The organism is Chryseobacterium metallicongregator (assembly GCF_031324065.1).
Classification (GTDB): Bacteria; Bacteroidota; Bacteroidia; order Flavobacteriales; family Weeksellaceae; genus Chryseobacterium; species Chryseobacterium metallicongregator.
The window spans coordinates 40,500-63,410 of record NZ_JAVIXS010000021.1; the positions used below are offsets into that span (position 1 = coordinate 40,500).

The following is a 22,911-nucleotide window of genomic DNA, read 5'->3' on the forward strand; positions in this document are numbered from 1 at the left end:
TAAGCCAGTTGATGATTAGCTCTTTCTTTCAGCATACAGATATTTTAAAAGGTAAAGGTAAGAATAGAACGCATTATGATGCTTAATTTTTTAAGTAATCATTTTTTAAAATTACTTATTAGATGATAGATGATTTTACTATGGACTTTCTATAAAATTTTTACTCAAAATGAATAAAAAAACAGCAGAAATTCAAAATTTCCTGCTGTTTATATCATCTTAATTAAATCTCAATTACGTAATAGTTTTTAATGTGCGTCCAATTGGATAATATCAAATTTCGGCAAATTAATTACAAATATTATTCTTTAATAATCTTAGAGTTATATTTATTGGTTTCATCATTTATTGAAATAACATAAATTCCAGTTTTCAAATCTTTTATTTTATCATTAATTTCCTTATTTATTTCACTTAAAGAACCTTTTGCTGAAATCAATAATGTTCCTGCCATATCATATAATTCTGCATTCAAATTTTCTCTTGAATTTTTAATATGAATAACCAGTTTTTGTCCATTTTTTAAAGGATTCGGATAAACAATAAATTCATTATTATTTGTCTTACTATCCTTAACAGCTAAAGTATTTGCCGGATACACAAGAATTTTTTGTCCGTTATATCCTACTGCATAAACTTTCAAAGCATTAGAAGGGAAATCAACATATGTATTTGCCAATGTAGTATCTCCCGTTCCCACAATAGAAACACTGATGAGCTGGTTACCTGCATCATAAGTTTCAAATGCAACCGCATTATTCCACTTAGAATTATTTACCAATAAAAATTGACCTTGTGCATTGTTTACAACCTGAGCCCCAATTCCTGTAATTCCTGAAACAGGCAGAAGATTCTTATATGCATTCACGCTATTTGCCGAAAGATAATTAATTACAGGAGATATCGGTTTTGCATATTCCTTCATTAAAACATAGGTTTTCACATCATCAATCATACTTTGTGTAATCGTAAGCTGACCGTTTGAGTAATCTGAAATTGTGGCATTAATAGGCTTTAAAAACCCTGTATTGGTAAAGAAATCTGTAAGGTCTTCCTGCACAGCGTCACAGGTATTTTTCACAAAATTCATAACCATTTGCCCTTGGGTAAGCTGGGTTTCGTTTGTATTTCTTACTTTCTCGGCTACTATAGCAAACCAATGTGCATAATCTACTCCGGGAACGGCAGGTGTAACCGTAGGTGTCTCTTCATCCGACATATCTGAATCAAATGCAAGCGTGGAAGCACTTTCTGAGGCACCCGCCAATTGATAATATAATTCTAATTGCCAAAACGGAATAAGGCTTCTGAAATTTGCGTCAGCAGGATTCACATAATCTGTTCTGAACTGATCCATAATACTCTTCCCGTTAATTTGGGTTTGAATAATAATTTCTCCAAATCTGTTTCCTACCACTTTAGGAAAGGCCGTTTTATCAGCAATTTCACCTTCTAATCTAGTAAATCTGTTGGCTCCTGTTGGTGAATACAAATTGTAATATGCCCATAGTGAATATATATTATTTGTGATTTCTGTTGTTCCAACCCATTTTAAGCCGGGTCTTACCTGATTGATATGGCCTAATTCATGAGCTACACCCCAAAAATCCAGTCCGGTTGCTGAAGTAGAGTTTGAAAGTCCCCAAGTAAGATCTAGATGAGCTCCTAAGCCTCCTGCATACCATCCTCCTAAAGATTCTGTATAAACAAGCTGTCTGTTTTTAAGATTTTTATTGAATTTAAAAAAGCCCATCATTTCTCTCTCAGATTTAACAATTGCATCGTATTTATCGATTAAAGGCTGAGCTGTAGTGAAATGGAAATTGCTTACGACAGACTTATCAATTAGCAGTTTCGTATAATACCCTTCTATATCAATTTTTGGATATACATCATTAGTTAGCATTTCAATCCATTCTGCAGACGTTGTACCTTTTTTATATATGCCATTTACAATCCCTGCTGTGATATTTGCCGATATGGGCAATGCATTTACATCATCCGTATAATATGAAATGTACCCGAGTCCGGCATTTATAATATTAATAATGTTCAGCCCATTTTTCAATTCATAAGATTTTTCAGGAGAAGAACCTTCAGTAGCAAAATCTCTTACTTTTAAATAAACTTTGTTTGTAGTTGTAATATCTTTTGCAAAAATAATGGCTGTTGTATTTTTCTGAAACGTAATTCCTGTTGGGTTTTCATAGCCGTTGTAATTTGCTATTTTGTACTGATTGTTTATTGATTCAATTGTTTTATATGCGCTAAAAGTCTGAACTCTGTATTTTCTATTGTAGGTATTATTAAATAAGCACTGCGCTAACCCTTTAATGAAAGGTGAGGAAATTGCATCAATATCCTGTTGGGTTACAGTTGGTTTTAAAGTACTGAAAATAGTATCATTAAAAATATTTGAATAAGCTGAAGGATTAAAACTATTAGGACTGGCCTGAAAAAACTCCATTTCAGCACAGCTGGCAAAATCGTTTTTGCCATCCAGAACCTCAATTTTTATATTTAAAGGAGTAATTGCAGAAGGAAAAACTACAGTTTTAATGGTACTCGTTTGTCCAAAATTTTGAGTAGCAATATCAACATAAGCAGGATTAGAAATGGTATTATAACTTATTTTTATATTTCCGAAAAGGCCATTTGGCCCGCCATCTTGTCTTGGGGTGTACCTTAAATAATTCATAGATGTCAGCCCATCAAACTTATAAATCAGAGAAATAGGAAAAGTGGCTGCTGTTGCACTCCAGCTACAATGATAAAGCGTATTGACGTCACCATCAAAGGATTTCTCTATATTTTCTCCCGATTGGAAACTTGAAGCCGAAGACCCTGCCACTTGCGGCAACACAGGGATATCCGCATACGCTGAAAACTCATTGGTTGGAAGTGTACATTCTGTTTGTATAGGATCCATCTGTTCTTCAGAATAAAACTCCATCTCTGCACAACTTGAAAAATTATTTTGAGCACTTAGAACATCAATCCTAATAACATCTGGATGAACAATTGCTGTTGGCAAATCTATTGTTTTTGCCATATTATCAGATGCCCAGGAAATAACTCCGGTTGCTGTTATAAAAACAGAAGGATTGGATTGCGTAGAATAGGAAATCTTCACACTGGTCCATATTCCATTAGGGCCTGTTGTTCTGGGTTTGTATACCAACCTTTTTACACTTTTTACCCGACTGGAAAATTTGAAATTTAACTGATCCGGCAGTGCTGTACTCAAATTATACCGGGAATGATAAAGTGTATTTACATTATTATCATTACACATTCCTGCTTCCTGTCCAGGTTCTGCTGGTTGTAATGAACTTGCATAAACTACTGGCATTTTATATTGCTGAGCAAAAACTATCTGTAAAAAGAATAGAAATAAAAGAGTAAAAGAATTTTTTTTCATCTTGTTGTAATTTTGATTAATAAAATTTATTCAAAGCTAATTACCATAAAAGCCATGTAATAGAAAGATTTCCAACGTGATATTGCTGTGTCAAAATGATTGAGTAAAGAACGAAAGCTGTCGCGTCATGCATTAGATCTTTCTATAGCCTATCCTATTCTATTTCTATAAAAAATTTCATCAAAAAACTCTCGGTGAAAATCATCTTGAGGGCAAATATTAGCTGCCAGATCATTTTTCTATTATAGCTTTACCAAATACTTATACATCATACTAAAAGTTTTATTTCTAAAATTAAGAATTAAAATAATTGCAAAAATTTATACCTACCTGTTTTTAATTATACACCACCAGTTGAATTATTCTGTCCCGAATCCGCTATACATTAAGCCGCTAAAATGACAAAAAATAAAAGTAACACTCTACTTTTCCTTTTTTGATAAGAGTAATTCTATATCTTTTGTGCCGGTGATTCCAGTACAGTAACACTTACATTGCTGACAGATTTTACTACTCCTGATTCTCCATGTATATTAGAAAGAAAATTAGGGAAGCTTTCAATAGGAAAAGCCCAATAATAATGTCCATCTACCGGAGAAGGAAAATTGGCCTGCAATCTTCCCTTTAATTTCATAGGTACAAAGTATTCAACAGATGATCCTTTTAACTTCGTCAGGACAGAAATTGATTTTTTAGAATGAGCAGGAACAATGGTTTTGTAGCTGCTGGTCTCAGTAATTTCTTCAGAATTTTCTGTACCTTCCGTTGTATCTCCTCCCACAACTACTTTTGTACTTGCAGAAGCTTTTGCCACTAACGGAATATCAACGGATACTGATGCTGCCACTTCAAATGAACCTGAAACAGTCCGCTTCCAGGAAGTAGAATATCCTTTTTTATAAGAATAGGTTACTGTAATTTCACTTTCTCTGTCCCCATTATTAATGGCTTCTGTAGTATAAGCATTATCCGGTAAATCTACTCCGTCAGTTTTTATGGATACCTCAGGAGTTCCTAAAACAATGGAAACATCAGGATTAGGAGCCGTGTTCCGTACATCTCCGTCTACAGAAAGGTCAGGATTAAATATAATTCCGTCCGGAACCTGACCAGAATAAGCAAAAACATTTTTCAATCTCGTCCTTTCACCGGAATAACTAATATCATATCCCATATCCTTCAGATGATTGGATTTGAAAGGGATTTCGCGCTCTTCATTAGATGAACTGTAATTGGTCCTAAAACTATTATTACATGGCAATTGAAAGTCATTTACGATTTTCCAGCCTTGCTGAAGCATCTCTGTCTCAGTAAACTGTGATTTCTTTACTTCAGAATAATTTACTTTTTCTGAATCATCATTCATAGCACTCACTTCATCCCTTGAACATGATACTGAAAACATCAGTAAGAGAATACAAATAGAATTGATTTTTTTGATCATTTTAATAATTTTTTTAGTGTTTAATAATTAAATTTACAAAAAATGAATTCCTTTGAGGTGTTTTTTTGCGAATTAATCAAATTTTAATCTTTCCCAATTTTCCATTATTTTATAATACGTTGTACTCTAAAATACTGTTTACATGAAATTTATCAATTTCGCGACTGGAATTTTTAATACGAATTGTACTAACTTTGAACTATGAAAAAGCTTGAATCAAGAGAAGATATTGAACACCTTGTCAATTCATTTTACAACAAAGTTGTTAAAGATGAAACCATTGGATTCTTTTTTAATGATATTGCTAAAGTAGATTGGGACAAACATCTTCCTAAAATGTATTCTTTCTGGGAATCTATTCTTTTTGGGCAGATGAGCTATAAAGGAAATCCAATGGGTGTCCACTTCCCGATTAATGAGATACAGGCTATGGAGCAGAAACACTTTGACAGATGGCTGCTGCTTTGGCGTACTACTATTGAGGAAAATTTCGTAGGAGAAAATGCCGATATGGCAATCTATAAATCCGAGAATATAGCCAAACTGATGGCTTTCAAAATGGAGTTGGCGAGAAGATTATAATGCAATGTGGGGAGTGGGGATACGAGTTAAAAAATTCCAGAATTGATCAAATAATAATTGCTTTTTTAAGGAACGATTACCGTAAAGATATAGGCTGCCAAATTCACCAACAGAACAGTCCCGTACAGGATATTTGTTTTTCCACGACTTAAAGATAGCATCACAATAAATACGGATAAAGAAAGCAGGATAATGTCTTTTTTATCCAATCCTAATACAAGTGGGATATCATACATAATGCATACCGCTGAAACCGCAGGAATAGTGAGACCGATACTTGCCAGAGCTGAACCCAATGCCAGATTCAAACTGGACTGAATTTGATTGGCTCTTGCTGCACGGATCGCTGCTACGCCTTCAGGAAGAAGAACTACAGCAGCAATAATTACACCAACCAGAGATTTTGGAGCTCCAAGACTTTGCACCATTCCTTCTATTGTATCAGACAATCCTTTGGCCATAAGTACAACAATAACAAGGCAAATCACCAAAAAGACAAAGCTGATAAGTGTTTTAGGTAATGAAGGAATATAATGCTCTTCAGGATGCTCATCAGGAACAATAAAATAACTTCTGTGGCGCACAGTCTGCACCATCAGGAAAACCCCATAAATGGCAAGACATGCAATGGATATAAAAATAAGCTGAGCTTCGTTGTAGAATGGTCCGTTGACACTTGAAGTAAAATTGGGAAGAACTAGGGTAAGTACCAGAATGGAAACAATACTCACCAGATAAGTAGTTGCTGAAGTTCTTGCAAAGAACTGTTCATGATATTTAACGCCACCTACCAAAATACATATTCCCAAAATTCCGTTAAGAATAAGCATTACGGCAGCAAAAACGGTATCTCTGGCCAGCGTGATCGCCTGATCTCCGCCGGCAACCATCAGCGAGATGATAAGTGCCACTTCAATAATGGTGATACAAAGTGCCAGAATAATGGTTCCAAAAGGCTCCCCTACTTTATGAGCTACAACTTCAGCATGATGCACTGCTGACAAAACGCTTCCGATTAATAAAATACCGGCAAGGATATCATAAAGAACACCACTTCCCATCAATCCGGAAAAGTAGTATCCTACCGCCAGAATAGGAAAAATATAGGTATAATGTAAAAGTTCTTTTAGTCTCATATCTTGACTACAAAATACAAAAAATCTATAATAATTTCAATATTAAAAGAAAATATTAATGATATTTTAATGAGGCCAGAAGTTAAAGTCCTGATAATCTGTAAACATATGAAACAGAAGCCCAATTCCTATAATCCTTATATTTCCTTTAAAGAACAGCAGCAAAAAATACACCGCAATGGCATAATAAGAATGTAAAAAATGAAAACCTATGCTTCCTCTTGTCGGATCAAAAATAGGATTGGCAAAAAGATGGTCCAGATCTACCAGCATGGTAGCAAGAAGAATAAAATATGCCTTTTTCCAATTTTTACGATAAAAAACCAATGCAATAAAGACCGGAAAAACGAGATGTAAAAAATAATGAGTAAAAGTTTTGAGCAATGCAATGTCTGATGGAGCCATTAATGAAAATTTTATTCTGTTTCTATGCTTACCACCGTAAAATTAATGGTAATTCTCCTTTCTTCGCTTTTATTTTTATCCAATAATTCTGAGCCTTGTTCCCATACAATACGTAATCGATGTCAGAAATGATCCTTTTCTCAGTGTTACTCAATGTTTTCAAAGAGGAATATAACAAAGCATTATTTCTGATTAGCAGGTAATTTTCTTTGAGCTGGGGAGATAATGATACGGATTTTCGGGTTGACTTTATGATAACCCCTTTATTATTCTTTTTGATTTCGTTGGGTTGAAAAGGAATTGCCGTGAATTGATTATCTTCATTGATCCACTTTTTAGACTGAAAGTATTCCCAGGTCTTTTCGGGATCACTACTTACAATATCAATGGTATAATTCGGTTGGGTAATTTTTTGGAAGGTCTTCTTTTCAACTTCATTGAAATTATCATCATATTCATAACTGATAATAGTATCATTGGCCTGCTCTAGATTTGCAGTGGCTTTTAAGGAAACAGCCTGTGATGAATCTGCGATACTCTTATTAAAAAAACGGGTAAAGTTTCTGATGTTTTCCTTGTCCAGCTCCAGTTCCAGAAATTGATTTCCTTTCTGAAGCTTAGAAGCAATTGTATTAAAAGTCTCAAGATCTGAGTTATTTCTGATCTCAATTTCGTCATCATTTAACTCAATAGAAAAGCTGTGAATTTTCTTGCCTGAAATGAATGAAATACTTCCCGATGTATTTTGAATAAAACGGTCTGCCTCCCAAACATGGTGTACAGAATTCTGAAGAAGCTTTTTTTGAAGGTTTTCAAAAGCATGATCTGAAGTTCCTACAATACAATAATTTCCTTCTATCATAAAGAAAAACTGCTCCTTCTGAAAACGGTTATTTCCTTTAGCAACAAAACTTTGTTTCTTTAAATAGGTGATGAATTTTTGCGAATCTTTAAGCTCTAAAACGCTGTACCATTCTGAAAATTCAGTGTCTTTAACGTGGAATATCTGCAGAAAATCCGGAATTCTGATCCCTGAATTTTTCAATGAACCGGAGGTTTTACTTTTTGCTTTGCTTCCGGACCATTTTGAAGGATGGGTTACTAAGCTGAAGAGGTATTGCCCCGTTAATTTCTTTGTGTCGATTAAGACGACTGCATCTGCATTATCAGGAATATATTGAAGGCTTTTATCTTTGTGAAAAGCTACAAAATATACTGCAACAGCCAGTAATAAAAATAACGGGACAATAATCTTCTTTTTGTTCATCTATAAAATTTGAGGCTTCTTTTCTGTTTCTTTAGCTTTAAAAACCTGATCGAATATATCAAAGAAATACATTAAGCTGTTTTCTGAAGAATCTTTGATGTTATAGTTCATCTCAGTCTGGATACTTTCTCCTTTTACTTCAGTTTTATAATACAACTCTCCTACATTTTTTTTGATCGCCTCTAATGTTTTTCTTTCTTTCGGACTTTTGAATTCTTTATCTAATCCTGTTAAAAGCTTCTGGATATCCAGTCTGCCGGACAATGGATATTTAGCGGAATCTTTGGCCCATTTTCTGGAAATATCAGATTGGTTTACCGGCAAATTATTATCTGCTGCACTCATCAGATACACTACTCCATCCTTCACAGTAAAAAACAACTGATCTACATATCCTCCGTTTTTCTCTTCTTTAAAGGTGTAAAGGTTTCCTTTTTTAGAGAATCTCTTAGACAGTTTTTTGTTGGTTGTCAGCAAATCAAAAATACGATTCCAGTACCCTTCATTCTCTGTTGCAAAAGCGAAAGTGAAGTTAGGAACAGCTATTTCTTTTGTTTTCTTTACTTCTTTTTCATTGAAATCAGCATCGTATTCGTAATCGGTGTATTCTACGGTTTTGGATTTCAATTCATTCAAAACAAAGATTCCGTTTCCTGGTGCAATTTTGGTAATTGCTTCTTCATCCAGTACAATTTTCATGGTTTCCATAATCAGCTCCATTTCTTTTTTGTACTCATTTTCTCCAGAGTTCTGAAGAAGACTGTACATCATATCAAAACATTTTGCCCCATTTACATTCATGGCATAGTAACCAACACTTTTCTCATTGATCAGCTCCAGCAGCTTTTTGTTTTTCTTCCCTTTATAAATGGCAGAAATATTCTTTTGAATGTCAGCATTTTTGTGCTGATAATTGTTAACCAGCCTTACTTTATCTTTGTCAAAGTACAGATTGTATGCATAGTTGGAATTGTACATGTTTTTGAAAAACTGTCCGTAGCCGTAGTACTTCGTCATCTTTCCGTAGATTCCTTCGTTTACAATCCTTCCATAGTCTGTGTATACAAAAACATCGGAATTGGCATCTCGGAATGACAGCATTTCTTTAGGCACTTCAATTTCTAAATTTGAACTGAAATATTGGTCAAAACGATCTTCTGCGTTCTTTTTAACAACCCTGAAGTTTTCTCTGCGGATAGAATCCTGTTCTTTCTGAAAAGCTTTTTCTTCTTCCTCATCATAAGCGTCTTCAGGCATTTCTTCTCCGTTTTCAGAATTTTCAGCAGTTTCTTTCTCTGCAGGATATTTATGATGTTTCTCCAGGTATTTGATATCTTTCTGGATTCTTGCAATCTCGTTGTTGTTATCTTTTATACTTTCTTTCAGATACTTGATATCATCCTTCAGACTTTTGATTTCTTCTTTATAATCAAAAGGTTTTTCCGGTTCTTCTGTATACACTGTATCTCCCGGCTCTGCATAAGCGGAGTCAACCACTGCAACAGCAGTACTGTCTGCAACTGCTTCCTCTGCCCAAAGATTCTTATAAGGTTTTGTATAGCTGATCATGCTCAGAACAGCACGGCTTCCGTTCCACGCTACAAAAATATCATCGTTGATATCTACATAAGAATAGTTCTTTCTGCTGGAAACTTCCTGTCCTTTTTTCTTTACAGAATTAATGAATTCCTGAAACTTTTCCTTATTGTCAATGATAAAATGGGTATTATAGGCTTTAATAGAGTCATTAAAACTTGCATAATGGTATTGAACAGCATCGTATTTGATTCCTGTTTTGGAATAATCTGTCCATGAAAGATTTTCTTTGCTCTTTTTGCTGAGCTCATGCAGCAAAGGATTCAGTTTATTCCAGTTGATTTTATTATTAAGTTGTTTTCCGTTAACTTCCATATAAAATACGGCATCGGAAGGAATTTTCATGCTGTTTTGGGCTAAAATCAATGTAAAGCCAAAGAGAACGAAAATAATTGTTTGCGTTTTTAAAAAGATAGATTTCATGACTATAGTTTAGAAATTTATTGAAAAAGAATGGTGTTTTGTATTTGTTTTTTCTGAAGGATTAAATCCAGGATATCTGCTTCCAGTTTAAGAGCCTTTTTGTTGGGAGAAAGCACGTAATTAGTATTAGTTTGTGATTTCACTGGATTTTCAAACTGCATGATGGAAGTATACCGAGCATCGTTAAAAACTTCTTTATCACCCTTACTCATCTTGTCATAATCAGCCTTGAAAGTATTGACTTTATTCCTTGTCAAGGTCTTTTTCTCAAGATTTTGGCTGTACACCTGAGTTGGAACCATTTTACCCAATATTTTCTGGGTTTTCAGTTTTTCCAGGCCTGCATTGATGTTTTCAATTTTTTTGAAATTACAGCTCAGCTTGATGATGTAACTATCAAAATCCATAGATGTTTTCACATTACTGATTCCTGGTGTTGCTTTAAAAATTTTGGCAGCTTCATTGATTTTATTTTCAATTTCTGCCTTTTTAGGAACTTTTTTTCCGTTGATGGTTTCCATCTTAGAGATAGAGGCCAGTCTTGTTTTGCTCTTGCTGGCGTTAAGGATAATGGTATATTCTCCTGTCCCGTCAGCTTTTATATTCACTTTATCAAGAATATCAAAACAGCTTGTCAGAAACAGTAAAGGAATACATAGAAGAAATAATCTGAGATTTTTTTTCATGATTAGGTTTAAAAGCACAAAATTACTCAATTCTGACCTTAAATCCTTATAATCTTTGATTTTTTGGGCATAAATAGCTGTTTCCCGGTACTTTTTCAGGGGAAAATACGGTGCTATTCCGTATATTATTTTTTATACTCGTCCTTTAAGATAATCCTGACGAAGATCTTCATCCAGTTTTTCAATAGCATACCGAAGACAGGTTCTCGGCATTTCTTTGTAATACTGATTCAGAAAGCTGATCAGCTCGTCTTCATTTTTATTTCCCATTTCCCTTAGCAACCAACCGTTTGCCTTGTGCATCAAATCATGGGGATGTTTAAGATTTCTGGTTACGAATTCTTTGGTCAGATTAAATGAACCCTTTTTTATATAGTGCATAGTTCCCACTACAGCAATTCTCTTATGCCACATTTCCTCAGATTCCGAAAGTTCTACAAGAAGGCTTTCTTTCTGATTTTCAAAAGCATACCTTCCTAAAATCTTATAACAGGTAGAATCTACCAGATCCCAGTTGTTCACATAAGGAAGATGATCCAGGTAAAAAGTGACCACTTTTTCTTTTACCGCCTTATCTTTTGTTTTCTCAAACTTTGAAATCAGCATAAAAAGAGCCGTCAGCCTATGCTCATGGTATTCTGAAGAAAGTAATGTACTGAGTTCTTTTAAATCTATTTTCGAATAATATTCTTTGGCTACAGAGCGCTGATCCGGAACTTTCACTCCCAGAAACAAGTCGCCTTCACCATATTCACCTTTTCCTGTTTTGAAGAATCTTGGAAAAAATTCAGCCTTTTCAGGAATGGATAAAACAGCGAGTGCTTCCTGTATTTCTTTAACGATGCTCATATGACAATTTAAGCGTTTTCTTCTACAACAATATTTTCCTGCTCTTCCTCTTCTTTGGCAATCTTATTAGGGTTCGCCACTTTAGCAATGGTAAGTCCCTGAACAATGATCGAGAATACTACAACGCAATAGGTAATACTTAAAATAATTTCACTGTATTCACTTTTAGGAATAGACATCGCCAATGCAATGGAAACTCCTCCTCGAATTCCTCCCCAAACCAGAACTTTTACCGTCTGCGGACTGAAACTTCTTCTCAGGGAAGTAAATTTTGTAGGCCCCCAGATAGAAATAAATCTTGCAAACAGAACGACCACAATGGCAACTACGCCCGGAATCATGAAATGTCTGAGATCTTTAATCATCAAAAGTTCAAATCCGATGAACAGGAATAATACTGCATTCAGAATTTCATCAATCAATTCCCAGAATTTAATCAGATAGTCCTGAGTAACTGATTTCATTTTGAAACTTCTGTTGAAGTTTCCCATAAACAATCCTGCAGCAACCATCGTCAATGGCCCTGAAATATGCATTTGACGGGCAATAAGATACCCTCCCATTACAACAGAAAGTGTTACTAATACGGAAATAATATAATCATCCACTTCACGCATCAATCTTGAAGTAACCCATCCTAACAGAACTCCAAGTAAAAGACCTCCTCCGGCTTCTTTAAGCAGAAGCAATCCGATTGTTTCAACACTCAGATCCACTTCTTTTCCGATCGCCAGCTGTAAAATCACCGTAAAGACCACAACTGCCATACCGTCATTGAAAAGAGACTCTCCAGCTACTTTTGTTTCCAGTGATTTGGATACCTTAGCTTGTTTCAGTACACTCAGAACTGCTACCGGATCGGTAGGTGAAATCAAAGCTCCAAAAACAAGACAATAGATAAAAGGAAGTTTTACCCCTACATAAGGAAGCAGATAAAACATTCCGAATCCTACCACAAAAGTAGAAATCACAACACCTACTGTGGAAAATATCACTACAGGTCTGAACTGTTCTTTCAGATCATTAATATTAATATGGATTCCCCCTGCAAAGAGTAGAAAATTAAGCATAGCACCCATCAACACTTCCGTAAAGTCTATACCATTCATGAGGTTGTGAAGATGTCCGAAAGTTCTCGGAAGAACCGTTTCTCCAAACAGTACCAGAAAAATTGATACTACAATGGCGATTACCATAATTCCGATGGTACTTGGAAGTTTTAAAAACCTATAGTTAAGATAGGCAAATATTGATGCTAATACGATTAATGCTGAAAATGAATAATATAATTCCACTAAGTGTTTTTATTTTAAGATTAATTGGTTAGTTCCAAATAGAGTATTTTGATATAAATTTGATTCCCATCCTTTTCCCAGATGTCAAACATGGCATCTTTAGAAGTTTTCGAACGTCTTGTGTAGTCTTGTCCTATATTCAGAATATTCAGCAGAATGTATTCATCTCCTACAGAATTGACGACATAAGCTGTTTTTTCTGACTTTCCGTCTCCTGAACTTCTTATCCCTTCAGTAAGGGTACGGAATTGGTTCAGATGATGGATAAAGTTATTTCCATCCTTTACAGAATCGTAAGCCCTGAGAAGAATCAGCAGTACATCCAGGTTGGTAGGATCTTTATCATACAAAGCTTTTCCCTGTTTGATACAATCCGCAAAATTGTTTTGTTTAAAGGCTTCTACCAGACTTTTAAAGCGATCATCTGATGTACTTATTTTATCGTTTCTAAAATTTCTTCCGTAGTACAGATATTGAGATTCTATACTGTCCAGAGCTTTAGGATATCCTTTAAATTTGAAAATAAGCTTGTCGTAATTGTACGGAGAGTCGGAAGTCCTGAGACTTTTCTCAATAGCTTTTAAATCAATTTTGGATTTCTGGCTGAATCCAAAAACCGAAAACAAGATGACTAAAAGAAAAAAATGGTATTTCATTAATCGTTGCTTTCTTCTTCGTCGTTGTCGAAATATTCGAAAAGGAAATCGTTGTATGGGAATCTGGAAATATGAATTTTCATCACCTCATCATAGATCATTTTCTTCATTTCCGGGAAGTTTTCCTTCGTTAATGCAGAGATGAAAACTGTTGGATACTTAGATTTTGCCATCCAGGTCTTTTTCCACTCTTCCAGAGAAATATTTTTACGGGTAGAAGGCGTAAGATCATCTTCATCCTTTTTCTCATAGCTGAAATCATCAATTTTGTTGAAAATCATAATCATTGGTTTCTGATGAGCATTGATCTCCATCAGGATATGATTTACGGATTCTATGTGGTCTTCAAAGCTTTCGTGAGAAATATCCACCACATGAATCAAAAGATCAGCTTCACGAACCTCATCCAACGTAGATTTAAATGATTCTACCAGCTGAGTAGGTAGTTTTCTGATGAATCCTACTGTGTCTGTCAACAAAAACGGAAGATTTCCAATCACCACTTTTCTTACGGTGGTATCAAGGGTTGCGAATAATTTATTTTCAGCAAAAACCTCAGATTTTGAAATAGAATTCATCAAAGTAGACTTCCCTACGTTGGTATATCCTACCAAAGCGGCACGAACCACTTTTCCACGGTTGTTACGCTGAGTAGCCATTTGCTTGTCAATCGTCTTCAGTTTCTCTTTCAACAAGGTAATTCTGTCACGGATAATACGACGGTCAGTCTCAATTTCCGTTTCTCCGGGACCTCTCATCCCAATTCCCCCTTTCTGACGCTCAAGGTGGGTCCACATTCTTGTCAATCGTGGTAAAAGATACTGATATTGTGCCAATTCCACCTGAGTTCTTGCATAAGAAGTCTGTGCTCTTTGGGCAAAAATATCAAGAATAAGATTGGTACGGTCCAGGATCTTAACTTCCATATCTCTTTCCAGGTTTTTAAGCTGTGAAGGAGAGAGTTCATCATCGAAAATTACAGTTCCGATCTCATTTTCTTTTACATATTCTTTTATCTCAATGGCTTTTCCGCTTCCGATAAAGGTTTTGGAATCAGGCTGAGTTAATTTTTGGGTAAAACGCTTTTGTACGGTTGCTCCGGCTGTGAAAGCTAAAAACTCCAGTTCATCTAAATACTCCGTCAGTTTTTCTTCGTCCTGATTTTGGGTAATAACACCCACCAAGACTGCTTTCTCATAGTTATGTTCTTTCTTTTCTAACATTAAGTTCTGTCTATGTTTATGATTTTTACAAGTTAATATTTTTCAGAAAAAAAACAAAATCAATTTTTATTTAATAACATATTTTAATATAAATTTAAGTTTACTGGCGAATGATATATAAAAAATCAATAACTTTATGTAATAAAATTCTGATTTTTAAATATTTAAATTAAAAACTAATCTCCGGAATATCATGATTACGCATATCAGATGTATGATTATTGATGATGATGAACTGGACAGGCTGGTTCTTCAGCATTATATCAGGCAATATCAAAACATTGAAATTGTTGCCACTTTTGACTCTGCAGAAAAGGCGGTTTCCTATCTTGACCTTCCTGTTGATCTCCTGATTACTGAAACCAATTTAAAGGGTATGAGTGGTCTTGAACTCCGCACGTTAGCCCATAAGATCCCTGCCTGTATTTTCGTAAGCTCACATCCTGAGCTGGCTGCCGGAGCTTTTGAGATTAATACTTTAGATTTTATTACCAAACCTCTTACAGCAGAACGCTTTCATCATTCCATGGAAAAGCTTTTGGATTTTTTTGAAGTAAAGGAAAAATGTGAATGTTATGATGCTATGGTGGGAGAAAACTGTATCAAAATAAAAGAAGGAGGCCATATTCATCAGATTAAAATGAAAGATATTCTCTATCTGGAAGCTCTGAAAGATTATACAAGAATTATCACTCTTGAAAAAAATCACTGTATTTTAAACTCTCTGGGAAATCTTCTGCAAAAAAACTTTTTTGATTCTTTTGTAAGAATACACAGAAGCTATGCCGTTCCGCGCCATCTTATCCGAGGGAAAAGCTGTCATGAAATAGAGCTTACACACCACATAAAACTCCCTATTGGCCGTACTTACAAAGACAATCTGTCTTTTTTTAATCCTTAAAAAATCTAACTATAATTCACAAAATGCCATTGGTCGATTATTTCTGCCGTTGGTCTATTTTCTTTCCAATTGATTGAGATAGGTGGTAATTTAGTCTTCCCAAATTCCCCAAGAAAAACACATATCTATTAATCACCAAAACTGTTATCCATGGAAAGAATATCTATTTATTGTATTATTCTGTCTGTCTTCTCCATCCCCATACTACACGCTCAATCTGCAGTTTTAGCAGCGGGATTGGATGCATCAGCAGTTAATGGTTTTGTTTCGTACAGTGTAGGTCAGACCACCTATCTGGAAAAAGGAACAGGACAAGTTCTGGAAGGCGTTCAGCAGCCTTACGAAATTATCACCCTTACCACTATTGAAAACCCTTCTGAACAGAATGGCATTTTGCTCTATCCTAATCCTTTCAGAGATTATTTGTATTTAGATTTTACGTCAAATAGTTTCAAAGGGTCAGAATACCAGTTATTCGATTCCCAAGGCAAACTGGTAAAAAAAGATAAGATCTCACAATCAAAATCTGAACTTAATTTCTCCTCACTTCCTTCTGCTATGTACATCATCAGGATTACCCAAAATGGAGAAAATATTAAAACTTTTAAAATCATTAAAAAATAAAATGCCATGAAAAAAATATTATCACTGTTTTGGATCCTGACAGGTTTCTTTATGGGACTTTCTCAGGCTCCGGAAAAAATGAGCTATCAGGCTGTCATGAGAAATGGTTCCGGACAACTCCTAGTCAATCAAGGAATTGCCGTGAGAGCAAGCATATTACAGGGATCTCCTGCCGGAGCCGCAGTCTATTCTGAAAGACTTACCGGAAACACCAATGCCAACGGACTTATCAGCCTTGAAATAGGAACAGGAACTGTACTCACCGGAACATTTGCCACCATCGACTGGCCTGCAGGAAGCTATTACTTAAAAACAGAAACTGACCCGGCAGGAGGAACCAGCTACACCATAGTAGGAACCAGCCAGTTGCTAAGTGTTCCTTATGCGATGTATGCCAAATCCGCTGGTGGTGGAGGCGGAAGTTTTACAATTCCCTATACTAACACCGTTAATAATGCTTCTACTTTATTTTCATTAACCAACGATGGCGATGGAACATCATTAGAAGGTAATAACAACACAACAACCTCCAATATTGCAGCAGTAAGAGGAGTTGTTACCAATGTAGCTCCCGGAGGATTTTCTTCAGCGGTTCGTGGTATTAATAACGGAACCGGCGGACTTGGAGTAGGTGTATACGGAAGCCAGGCCGGAAGCGGATGGGGTGTTTATGGTACAACACCTAATGGCTTAGGAGTTTATGGAAACGCCACCGGAAATGGTTTTGGAGTATATGCAAACAGCAATACAGGAACAGGTCTTAATGCTACCAGTAATAACGGAATCCCTGCGAGCATTTCAATCCTCAATAACGCGAATAATAATGTTGCTCTTAGTGCATCAAGTGTAGGAAATGGTACGGTTGTAAATGTTACTACCACCGGAAACGGAGCCGGAGTAAGAAGTTCTACCGGAGCAGGATTTGGGGTACACGGAATAACTTCTGCACAGACATCCGCGGGTGTTATAGGTGACAACAACGGCGGTGGTGAAGCAGTAGTGGGTAGAACTACCAGTGATATCGCCGGAGCTGTAGTAGGCCGTAATGACGGAGGCGGATATGGAGTCAGAGGTTTTGTTGCTACCAATACATCCGGAACTGGTATCGGTGTTTACGGGCAGGTAGGCTTAAATAACAGTACTGGTCGTGCCGGAAGATTTGAAAATTTTAACCAAACAAATACTACAGGGAATACTTTTGAGGTAGAAACGAATGGAAATGGAAATATTCCGGACAATACCCAGGGAAATGCAGCCTCTTTTCTAGTTGACAATACCAATAGCGTTGGTGCAGCAGTAAGAGGAGAAGTAAATACTATTTTCGGAAACTTTGGTGCCGCCGCAATTTTTGGAATTTCTTCAGGAACGGGAGGACGCGCAGGTTTATTTTATGCCTCAAATCCTTCAGGAAACGGAGCTTCATTGATTGCCCTTACTGATGGTAACGGAAATGCTATCACCGCCAATGCAGGAAAAGACGGAAATGGTGTTGAAACCAATATTGACGGAGCAGGAAATGCTCTCTATGCATGGGTTCCTTCTTTTTCTACCGGACGAGCTGGAAGATTTGAAATCTTCAATGAGAATAATACCAGTGATGTTATAACAGTAAACACAATTGGAAATGGTATTGCAGGGAATTTTAAAGTAGATCGAACCACAGGAACTTCAGCAGCAGTGAGGGGAGAAGTAAATTCACAGTTTGCCAACTTCGGTACTGCAGGGATTTATGGAATATCTTCCGGTACAGGAGGATATGCAGGTTTATTTCATGCCAGTAATCCTGCCGGAAACGGCCCTGCTCTGATTGCTATTGCAGATGGTAACGGGAATGGTATAACAGCCAACGCATCCAATACCGGAGATGGTGTAGAAACCACTGCAGATGGAACAGGAAGTGCGATCTACGCATGGGTTCCTAATTTCGGAGAAGGACGCGCTGCAAGATTTGTGAATTACAATACTGCCAATACCAACCCTCCTCTTACAGTAGAAACCCGCAGTAACGGCTCTATTGCTGTATTTAGATCCGGAAATCCGGGTGCAGTGAATGTGGCAAGAATCAATTCTGCGGGACGTGGATTTTTTAATGGAGGAACTCAAAACAGTGGTGCTGACGTTGCTGAAGCATTTGATGTCAATGGTCATATTTCTGAATATGAGCCTGGTGATATTCTTGTCATCTCAACGAAAGCAGACAGAACTGTTGAAAAATCTTCAACTCCTTATTCCACTCTTGTTGCAGGTGTATATGCCACAAAACCGGGTGTACTGCTTACAGAAGAGCATATTGACACTGACATTTCCGATAAAGCTCCAATGGGAGTCATTGGGGTAATCCCTACCAAAGTATGCCTTGAGAATGGAAAAATAAAAAGAGGTGACCTGTTGGTAACTTCATCCAAACCAGGTGTTGCAATGAAAGCCAATATCAAAATGGTAAAAATTGGACAGGTAATCGGAAAAGCGCTTCAGGATTATGACCAAAAAGAGATTGGAAAAATTCAAGTATTAGTCAACATAAAATAAACCGTCATGAAAATAGCATATATTATCCCATTATTATTTCTAAGCACTTTTATTTATGCTCAGGAAAGTAAAAAAACGGTTCCTGTAGAAGAAGATCAGGCTCTGGTTGTAAAACAGGCAAAAGAACAACAGGCTGCCCAAATTCAGGCCGCTAAGGAAAGAGCTGAAAAAAATGCAGGAAGTACAGGTTTGGCTTCTGATCAAGGTCTGGAGGTAAAAAAACAGGAATCCAAGCCTAAAGCAGCTGCAGATAATTCAGGAAAGCTTCTCCCCAATACAGCAAGTCTTGAAGACATTAAAAAAACAATCCCCAACAGACAGGCATATCACAATACTATAAATTCTAGGAACACAAAAATGACAGTTACCGGGCTGCCTAACACAGCAACCCTGGAAGAAATAAAAAAAACGATTCCAAAAAACTAATGACTCTCAAAAGCTAATAACCGCAAAAAGCTGATAACCAAACTAGATTTTTCAAACAAAGAAGTCCGCTGCAATGCGGACTTTTTATATGATAATAGGCCATTATTAATCCCAGTCAGCAGCTACAAATTTCATTGAATTCCCCTGATCATCGGATAACGTAAGAAAATGTCCCTCGATAGAATAATGAGTCATGGTCTCAATCTTTTTCTGAAAATAGCTTTCAAGATTCATATCCTGACAGGCTTTCATTGTACTTACTCCTTTTGAAAACTTTACTTTTCCTCCTTTTTTAAATTCAGAAACAAAAGACATCCGGTTACATCCCATGTAAGCATTTGCCTGAATTTTACCCTTCATCATATTACCTGTAAGATTCATTTCGGCTTTATTGGCGATCAGTTGATCTCTTGAAAAACCATCCAGTGAAACCAGCATCCATTGTCTTTGAAGGGCAGGATTTTTATCCGACATTACAGAGCAATTCAAAACAACACCTAAAAGTAAAACTGCAAAAAGTGAGAATAGTATCTTTTTCATTCGGATTATCATCCCATTTTCATACCATTCGGGGACAGAATCTCGTAAAAATTAGTAAATTAGCGACACAAAAATTATTTTATAAAATGAAAAGACTATTTCTACTATTCACTTTCTTACTGGGCTTTGCTCAGATGAGGGCGGATGAGGGGATGTGGCTGCTAATGCTCATCAAAAGACTTAACGGTGTTGATATGCAAAAAGAGGGTCTACACCTTACGCCTGAAGAAATTTATTCTGTAAACAATTCAAGTTTAAAGGATGCTATCGTAAGTTTCGGTGGATTCTGTACAGGTGAAATTGTTTCTGATAAAGGACTTATATTTACCAACCACCACTGTGGTTATGGTGCAGTTGCTGCGGCTTCTACACCAGAAAAAGATTATTTGAAGAACGGTTTCTGGGCAATGAAACAGAAAGACGAATTCAATGCAAAGGATCTTTATGTAAGATTTTTAGTGAGAATGGATGATGCTACGCAAAGAATCAATTCTAAACTAAACAACAATATGACCGGAGCAGAGAGAAAAGCTGTTATTGATGCTGAAACAAAAGCAATCCAGACAGAAAACTCTGAAAACGGGAAATATACTGTAGTAGTAAGAGATTTCTTCAATGGAAATGAATTCTACTATTTCGTATATCAGGATTATAAAGATATCAGATTAGTAGGTGCTCCACCTTCATCATTAGGAAAATTCGGGGGAGATACAGACAACTGGGAATGGCCAAGACACACTGCTGACTTTACAGTTTTCAGAGTATATGCTGATGCTGCAGGAAACCCTGCTGAATATTCTCCAAGCAATACTCCTTTGAAGCCTAAGCATTTCCTTCCGGTTTCTCTTAAAGGAATTAAGCCTGGTGACTTCTCGATGATCTTAGGATACCCTGGAAGAACAAACCGTTACCTGACTTCTTACGGAATTCAGCAAATGGTAACTAAAGATTACCCGGCATGGGTTGAAGCTTCTAAATTGGCTATGGATGTAATGAAAAAGTACATGGACAAGGATAAAGCAACTCAGCTTAACTATGCTTCTCAATATGCTTCTGTAGCTAACTACTGGAAAAACAGACAAGGAACTATCGACGCAGTAGAGAAAAACGGAACAATTTCAGACAAGCAAAAGATCGAAGAAACTTACAATAAGTGGGCTGCAATGCCAGGAAACGATCAATACAATGGCGTTTTAGAAGATATTGGCACTTATTATAAGCAAGTATCTGATAGAAATGTTGAAAGAAACTATGCTTCTCAGTTTTCAAGAAATGCAAAATATATTACCCTTGCATTACAAGTAGGTTCTGCACTTAAAGCTTATGCTGCACAGGATATGCAGGGAAGATTAGCAATGAAAGCTAAAACTGAAGCGGCCATCAAAGCTGCTTATGAAAACTTCAATCCATCTTTGGAAGGAGAAATGCTTGCTGCTATGACCAGTCTTTATCAGGCGAGAGTTAAAAACCCTGACGTTGCTTCTGCTACTATTTTAGGGTTAGATGCTAAAACAGTTTCAAATTTAGCTTACTCTTCAATCTTTGCTAATAAGACTTCTGCTACAAACTTCTTATTGAACCCGGATGCTTTGAAACTTGATGCTGATCCACTTTGGAAAGCAGCTAACGGAATTGTTGCTGATCAAAAAATAAGCATGGAAAGATTTGTTAAAATAGATGATAATTTTGCAAAAAACAACCGTATGTTCTTAGCAGGTCTAATGAAGGCTATGCCTGAGAAAAAATTCTATCCGGATGCTAACTCTACTATGAGATTAACTTACGGTACAGTAGATAAATTACCTATCAGAAATGACAGAAACTATTTCGGTATTACGGATAACTACTATACGGATATGACTGGTCTTGTTGGAAAATACAAGAAAGGTGACGAAGAATTCGATCTTCCTCAAAGAGTGATTGATCTTTACAACCTTAAAGATTTCGGACAGTATGCTGATGCTGCAGGATATATGCCTGTAAACTTCCTTTCTAACAACGATATTACAGGAGGTAACTCTGGTTCTCCGGTAATTGATGGAGACGGAAACCTTATCGGTATTGCTTTCGATGGTAACAGTGAAGCATTAAGCGGTGATATTGTATTCGAGCCTGAATGGCAGAAAACCATCAACGTAGACGTTCGTTTTGTTCTTTGGACAATCGATAAATATGCTGGTGCAAGAAGATTAGTTGACGAATTGAAGCTTGTAAGAGATGCAAACACTCCAGCTGATACAAAAACTAAAAACTCAGGTACTACAACAACACCTAAAAAAGTTAAAAAATAATTATCTCATTTGATATATTTTTGAAACCGTGAAATTTACTTTCACGGTTTTTTTATTTTTGATTCTTAAAATATTTTATCATGAAGCTTAACCCTATTGAATTCATAGCCATTATTCAGCAGAACGGAGAAATGAATGCTGCATTTGTAGAATTTCCATTTTCTACAGAGGAATTGTTTCATACAAAAGGACAGGTAAAAATTAAAGCCCTGTTTGATGATAAGATTGAATACCGCGGAAGCCTTGTCAAAATGAAATCCAACTGTCATATTTTAGGACTGACTCAGGAAGTAAGAAAGATATTGGGTAAGACTTTCGGAGATAAAGTCTCTGTTGCTCTTACTGAAGATAAGGAGGAAAGAGTGGTTGAAATTGCAGATGATATCGCTTCTGTTTTTAATGAAAATCCGGAAGCAAAAGCCTTATTTGACAAGATGAGCTATACTCACAAAAAAGAATACATCCGCTGGATTGAAGAAGCCAAGAAAACGGAAACAAGAGAGAACAGAAAAATAAAAATGATCCAGATGATTCTGAATGGGAAAAACGGGATATAGACCGCTTTACTTTTCCCTCTCAAAACGATACATTTAAAAAAAATTGAATTAAGAAAATAT

The 22,911-nt window shown here is 36.2% G+C and carries 19 protein-coding genes; 7 read left to right on the top strand and 12 right to left on the bottom strand.

Annotated elements, in window-relative coordinates; translation table 11 throughout:
• Positions 1 to 301: 301 nt before the first annotated feature.
• On the bottom strand, positions 302 to 3,421 hold the full coding sequence (locus REB14_RS22490; RefSeq protein ID WP_309523349.1) for a M60 family metallopeptidase: 3,120 nt from the start codon (positions 3,419 to 3,421) through the stop codon (positions 302 to 304).
• A 451-nt stretch (positions 3,422 to 3,872) separates the two neighbouring features.
• The gene (locus REB14_RS22495) at positions 3,873 to 4,865 is read right to left on the bottom strand and encodes a hypothetical protein (protein ID WP_079243808.1); all 993 of its coding nucleotides are present in this window, start codon (positions 4,863 to 4,865) and stop codon (positions 3,873 to 3,875) included.
• A 201-nt stretch (positions 4,866 to 5,066) separates the two neighbouring features.
• Between REB14_RS22495 and REB14_RS22500 the strand changes: the two genes are divergently transcribed.
• Positions 5,067 to 5,447: a group III truncated hemoglobin gene (locus REB14_RS22500; protein WP_309523350.1), complete on the top strand. Its 381-nt coding sequence runs from the start codon at positions 5,067 to 5,069 to the stop codon at positions 5,445 to 5,447.
• A gap of 65 nt (positions 5,448 to 5,512) precedes the next feature.
• Here the strand turns inward: REB14_RS22500 and REB14_RS22505 are convergent, their stop codons facing one another.
• The 9 genes from REB14_RS22505 to hflX form a co-directional block, all read right to left on the bottom strand.
• Complete coding sequence (locus tag REB14_RS22505; RefSeq protein WP_034691860.1) at positions 5,513 to 6,583, bottom strand: calcium:cation antiporter; 1,071 nt, start codon at positions 6,581 to 6,583, stop codon at positions 5,513 to 5,515.
• A 66-nt stretch (positions 6,584 to 6,649) separates the two neighbouring features.
• The gene (locus tag REB14_RS22510) at positions 6,650 to 6,988 is read right to left on the bottom strand and encodes a DUF6122 family protein (protein ID WP_309523351.1); all 339 of its coding nucleotides are present in this window, start codon (positions 6,986 to 6,988) and stop codon (positions 6,650 to 6,652) included.
• Between the two features lie 28 nt (positions 6,989 to 7,016).
• Positions 7,017 to 8,255 (bottom strand): hypothetical protein, encoded by a 1,239-nt coding sequence (locus REB14_RS22515; RefSeq protein WP_309523352.1) that lies wholly within the window; start codon positions 8,253 to 8,255, stop codon positions 7,017 to 7,019.
• On the bottom strand, positions 8,256 to 10,274 hold the full coding sequence (locus tag REB14_RS22520; protein WP_309523353.1) for a hypothetical protein: 2,019 nt from the start codon (positions 10,272 to 10,274) through the stop codon (positions 8,256 to 8,258).
• A gap of 17 nt (positions 10,275 to 10,291) precedes the next feature.
• Positions 10,292 to 10,960 carry a hypothetical protein gene (locus REB14_RS22525; protein WP_309523354.1) on the bottom strand — a complete coding sequence of 223 codons (669 nt, stop codon included), beginning with the start codon at positions 10,958 to 10,960 and terminating at the stop codon, positions 10,292 to 10,294.
• Between the two features lie 132 nt (positions 10,961 to 11,092).
• Complete coding sequence (locus REB14_RS22530; RefSeq protein ID WP_309523355.1) at positions 11,093 to 11,809, bottom strand: DNA alkylation repair protein; 717 nt, start codon at positions 11,807 to 11,809, stop codon at positions 11,093 to 11,095.
• A gap of 8 nt (positions 11,810 to 11,817) precedes the next feature.
• A complete protein-coding gene (locus REB14_RS22535; protein WP_079243800.1) occupies positions 11,818 to 13,104 on the bottom strand; it encodes a cation:proton antiporter in 1,287 nt (428 codons plus the stop codon).
• Between the two features lie 20 nt (positions 13,105 to 13,124).
• Positions 13,125 to 13,760, bottom strand: coding sequence for a DUF4919 domain-containing protein (locus REB14_RS22540; RefSeq protein ID WP_079243799.1), 636 nt, complete (start codon positions 13,758 to 13,760; stop codon positions 13,125 to 13,127).
• The gene (gene hflX / locus REB14_RS22545; RefSeq protein ID WP_079243798.1) at positions 13,760 to 14,983 is read right to left on the bottom strand and encodes a GTPase HflX; all 1,224 of its coding nucleotides are present in this window, start codon (positions 14,981 to 14,983) and stop codon (positions 13,760 to 13,762) included. The genes REB14_RS22540 and hflX overlap by 1 nt, the downstream gene beginning before the upstream one ends.
• Before the next feature lie 193 nt (positions 14,984 to 15,176).
• Between hflX and REB14_RS22550 the strand changes: the two genes are divergently transcribed.
• The 4 genes from REB14_RS22550 (at position 15,177) to REB14_RS22565 (ending at position 19,463) form a co-directional block, all read left to right on the top strand.
• Positions 15,177 to 15,884 carry a LytR/AlgR family response regulator transcription factor gene (locus REB14_RS22550; RefSeq protein ID WP_238594324.1) on the top strand — a complete coding sequence of 236 codons (708 nt, stop codon included), beginning with the start codon at positions 15,177 to 15,179 and terminating at the stop codon, positions 15,882 to 15,884.
• 150 nt (positions 15,885 to 16,034) lie between these two features.
• On the top strand, positions 16,035 to 16,508 hold the full coding sequence (locus tag REB14_RS22555; protein WP_079243797.1) for a T9SS type A sorting domain-containing protein: 474 nt from the start codon (positions 16,035 to 16,037) through the stop codon (positions 16,506 to 16,508).
• A 6-nt stretch (positions 16,509 to 16,514) separates the two neighbouring features.
• Positions 16,515 to 19,037 (top strand): beta strand repeat-containing protein, encoded by a 2,523-nt coding sequence (locus REB14_RS22560; protein WP_079243796.1) that lies wholly within the window; start codon positions 16,515 to 16,517, stop codon positions 19,035 to 19,037.
• A 6-nt stretch (positions 19,038 to 19,043) separates the two neighbouring features.
• Positions 19,044 to 19,463, top strand: coding sequence for a hypothetical protein (locus REB14_RS22565; protein WP_079243795.1), 420 nt, complete (start codon positions 19,044 to 19,046; stop codon positions 19,461 to 19,463).
• A gap of 105 nt (positions 19,464 to 19,568) precedes the next feature.
• Here the strand turns inward: REB14_RS22565 and REB14_RS22570 are convergent, their stop codons facing one another.
• On the bottom strand, positions 19,569 to 20,003 hold the full coding sequence (locus REB14_RS22570) for an META domain-containing protein (RefSeq protein WP_238594323.1): 435 nt from the start codon (positions 20,001 to 20,003) through the stop codon (positions 19,569 to 19,571).
• Positions 20,004 to 20,089: 86 nt separating this feature from the next.
• On the opposite strand from REB14_RS22570, the gene REB14_RS22575 reads away from it, so the two are divergent.
• Both REB14_RS22575 and REB14_RS22580 read left to right on the top strand, forming a co-directional pair.
• A complete protein-coding gene (locus REB14_RS22575; RefSeq protein WP_079243794.1) occupies positions 20,090 to 22,294 on the top strand; it encodes a S46 family peptidase in 2,205 nt (734 codons plus the stop codon).
• Positions 22,295 to 22,374: 80 nt separating this feature from the next.
• A complete protein-coding gene (locus tag REB14_RS22580) occupies positions 22,375 to 22,851 on the top strand; it encodes a YdeI/OmpD-associated family protein (RefSeq protein WP_309523356.1) in 477 nt (158 codons plus the stop codon).
• Positions 22,852 to 22,911 lie beyond the last annotated feature (60 nt).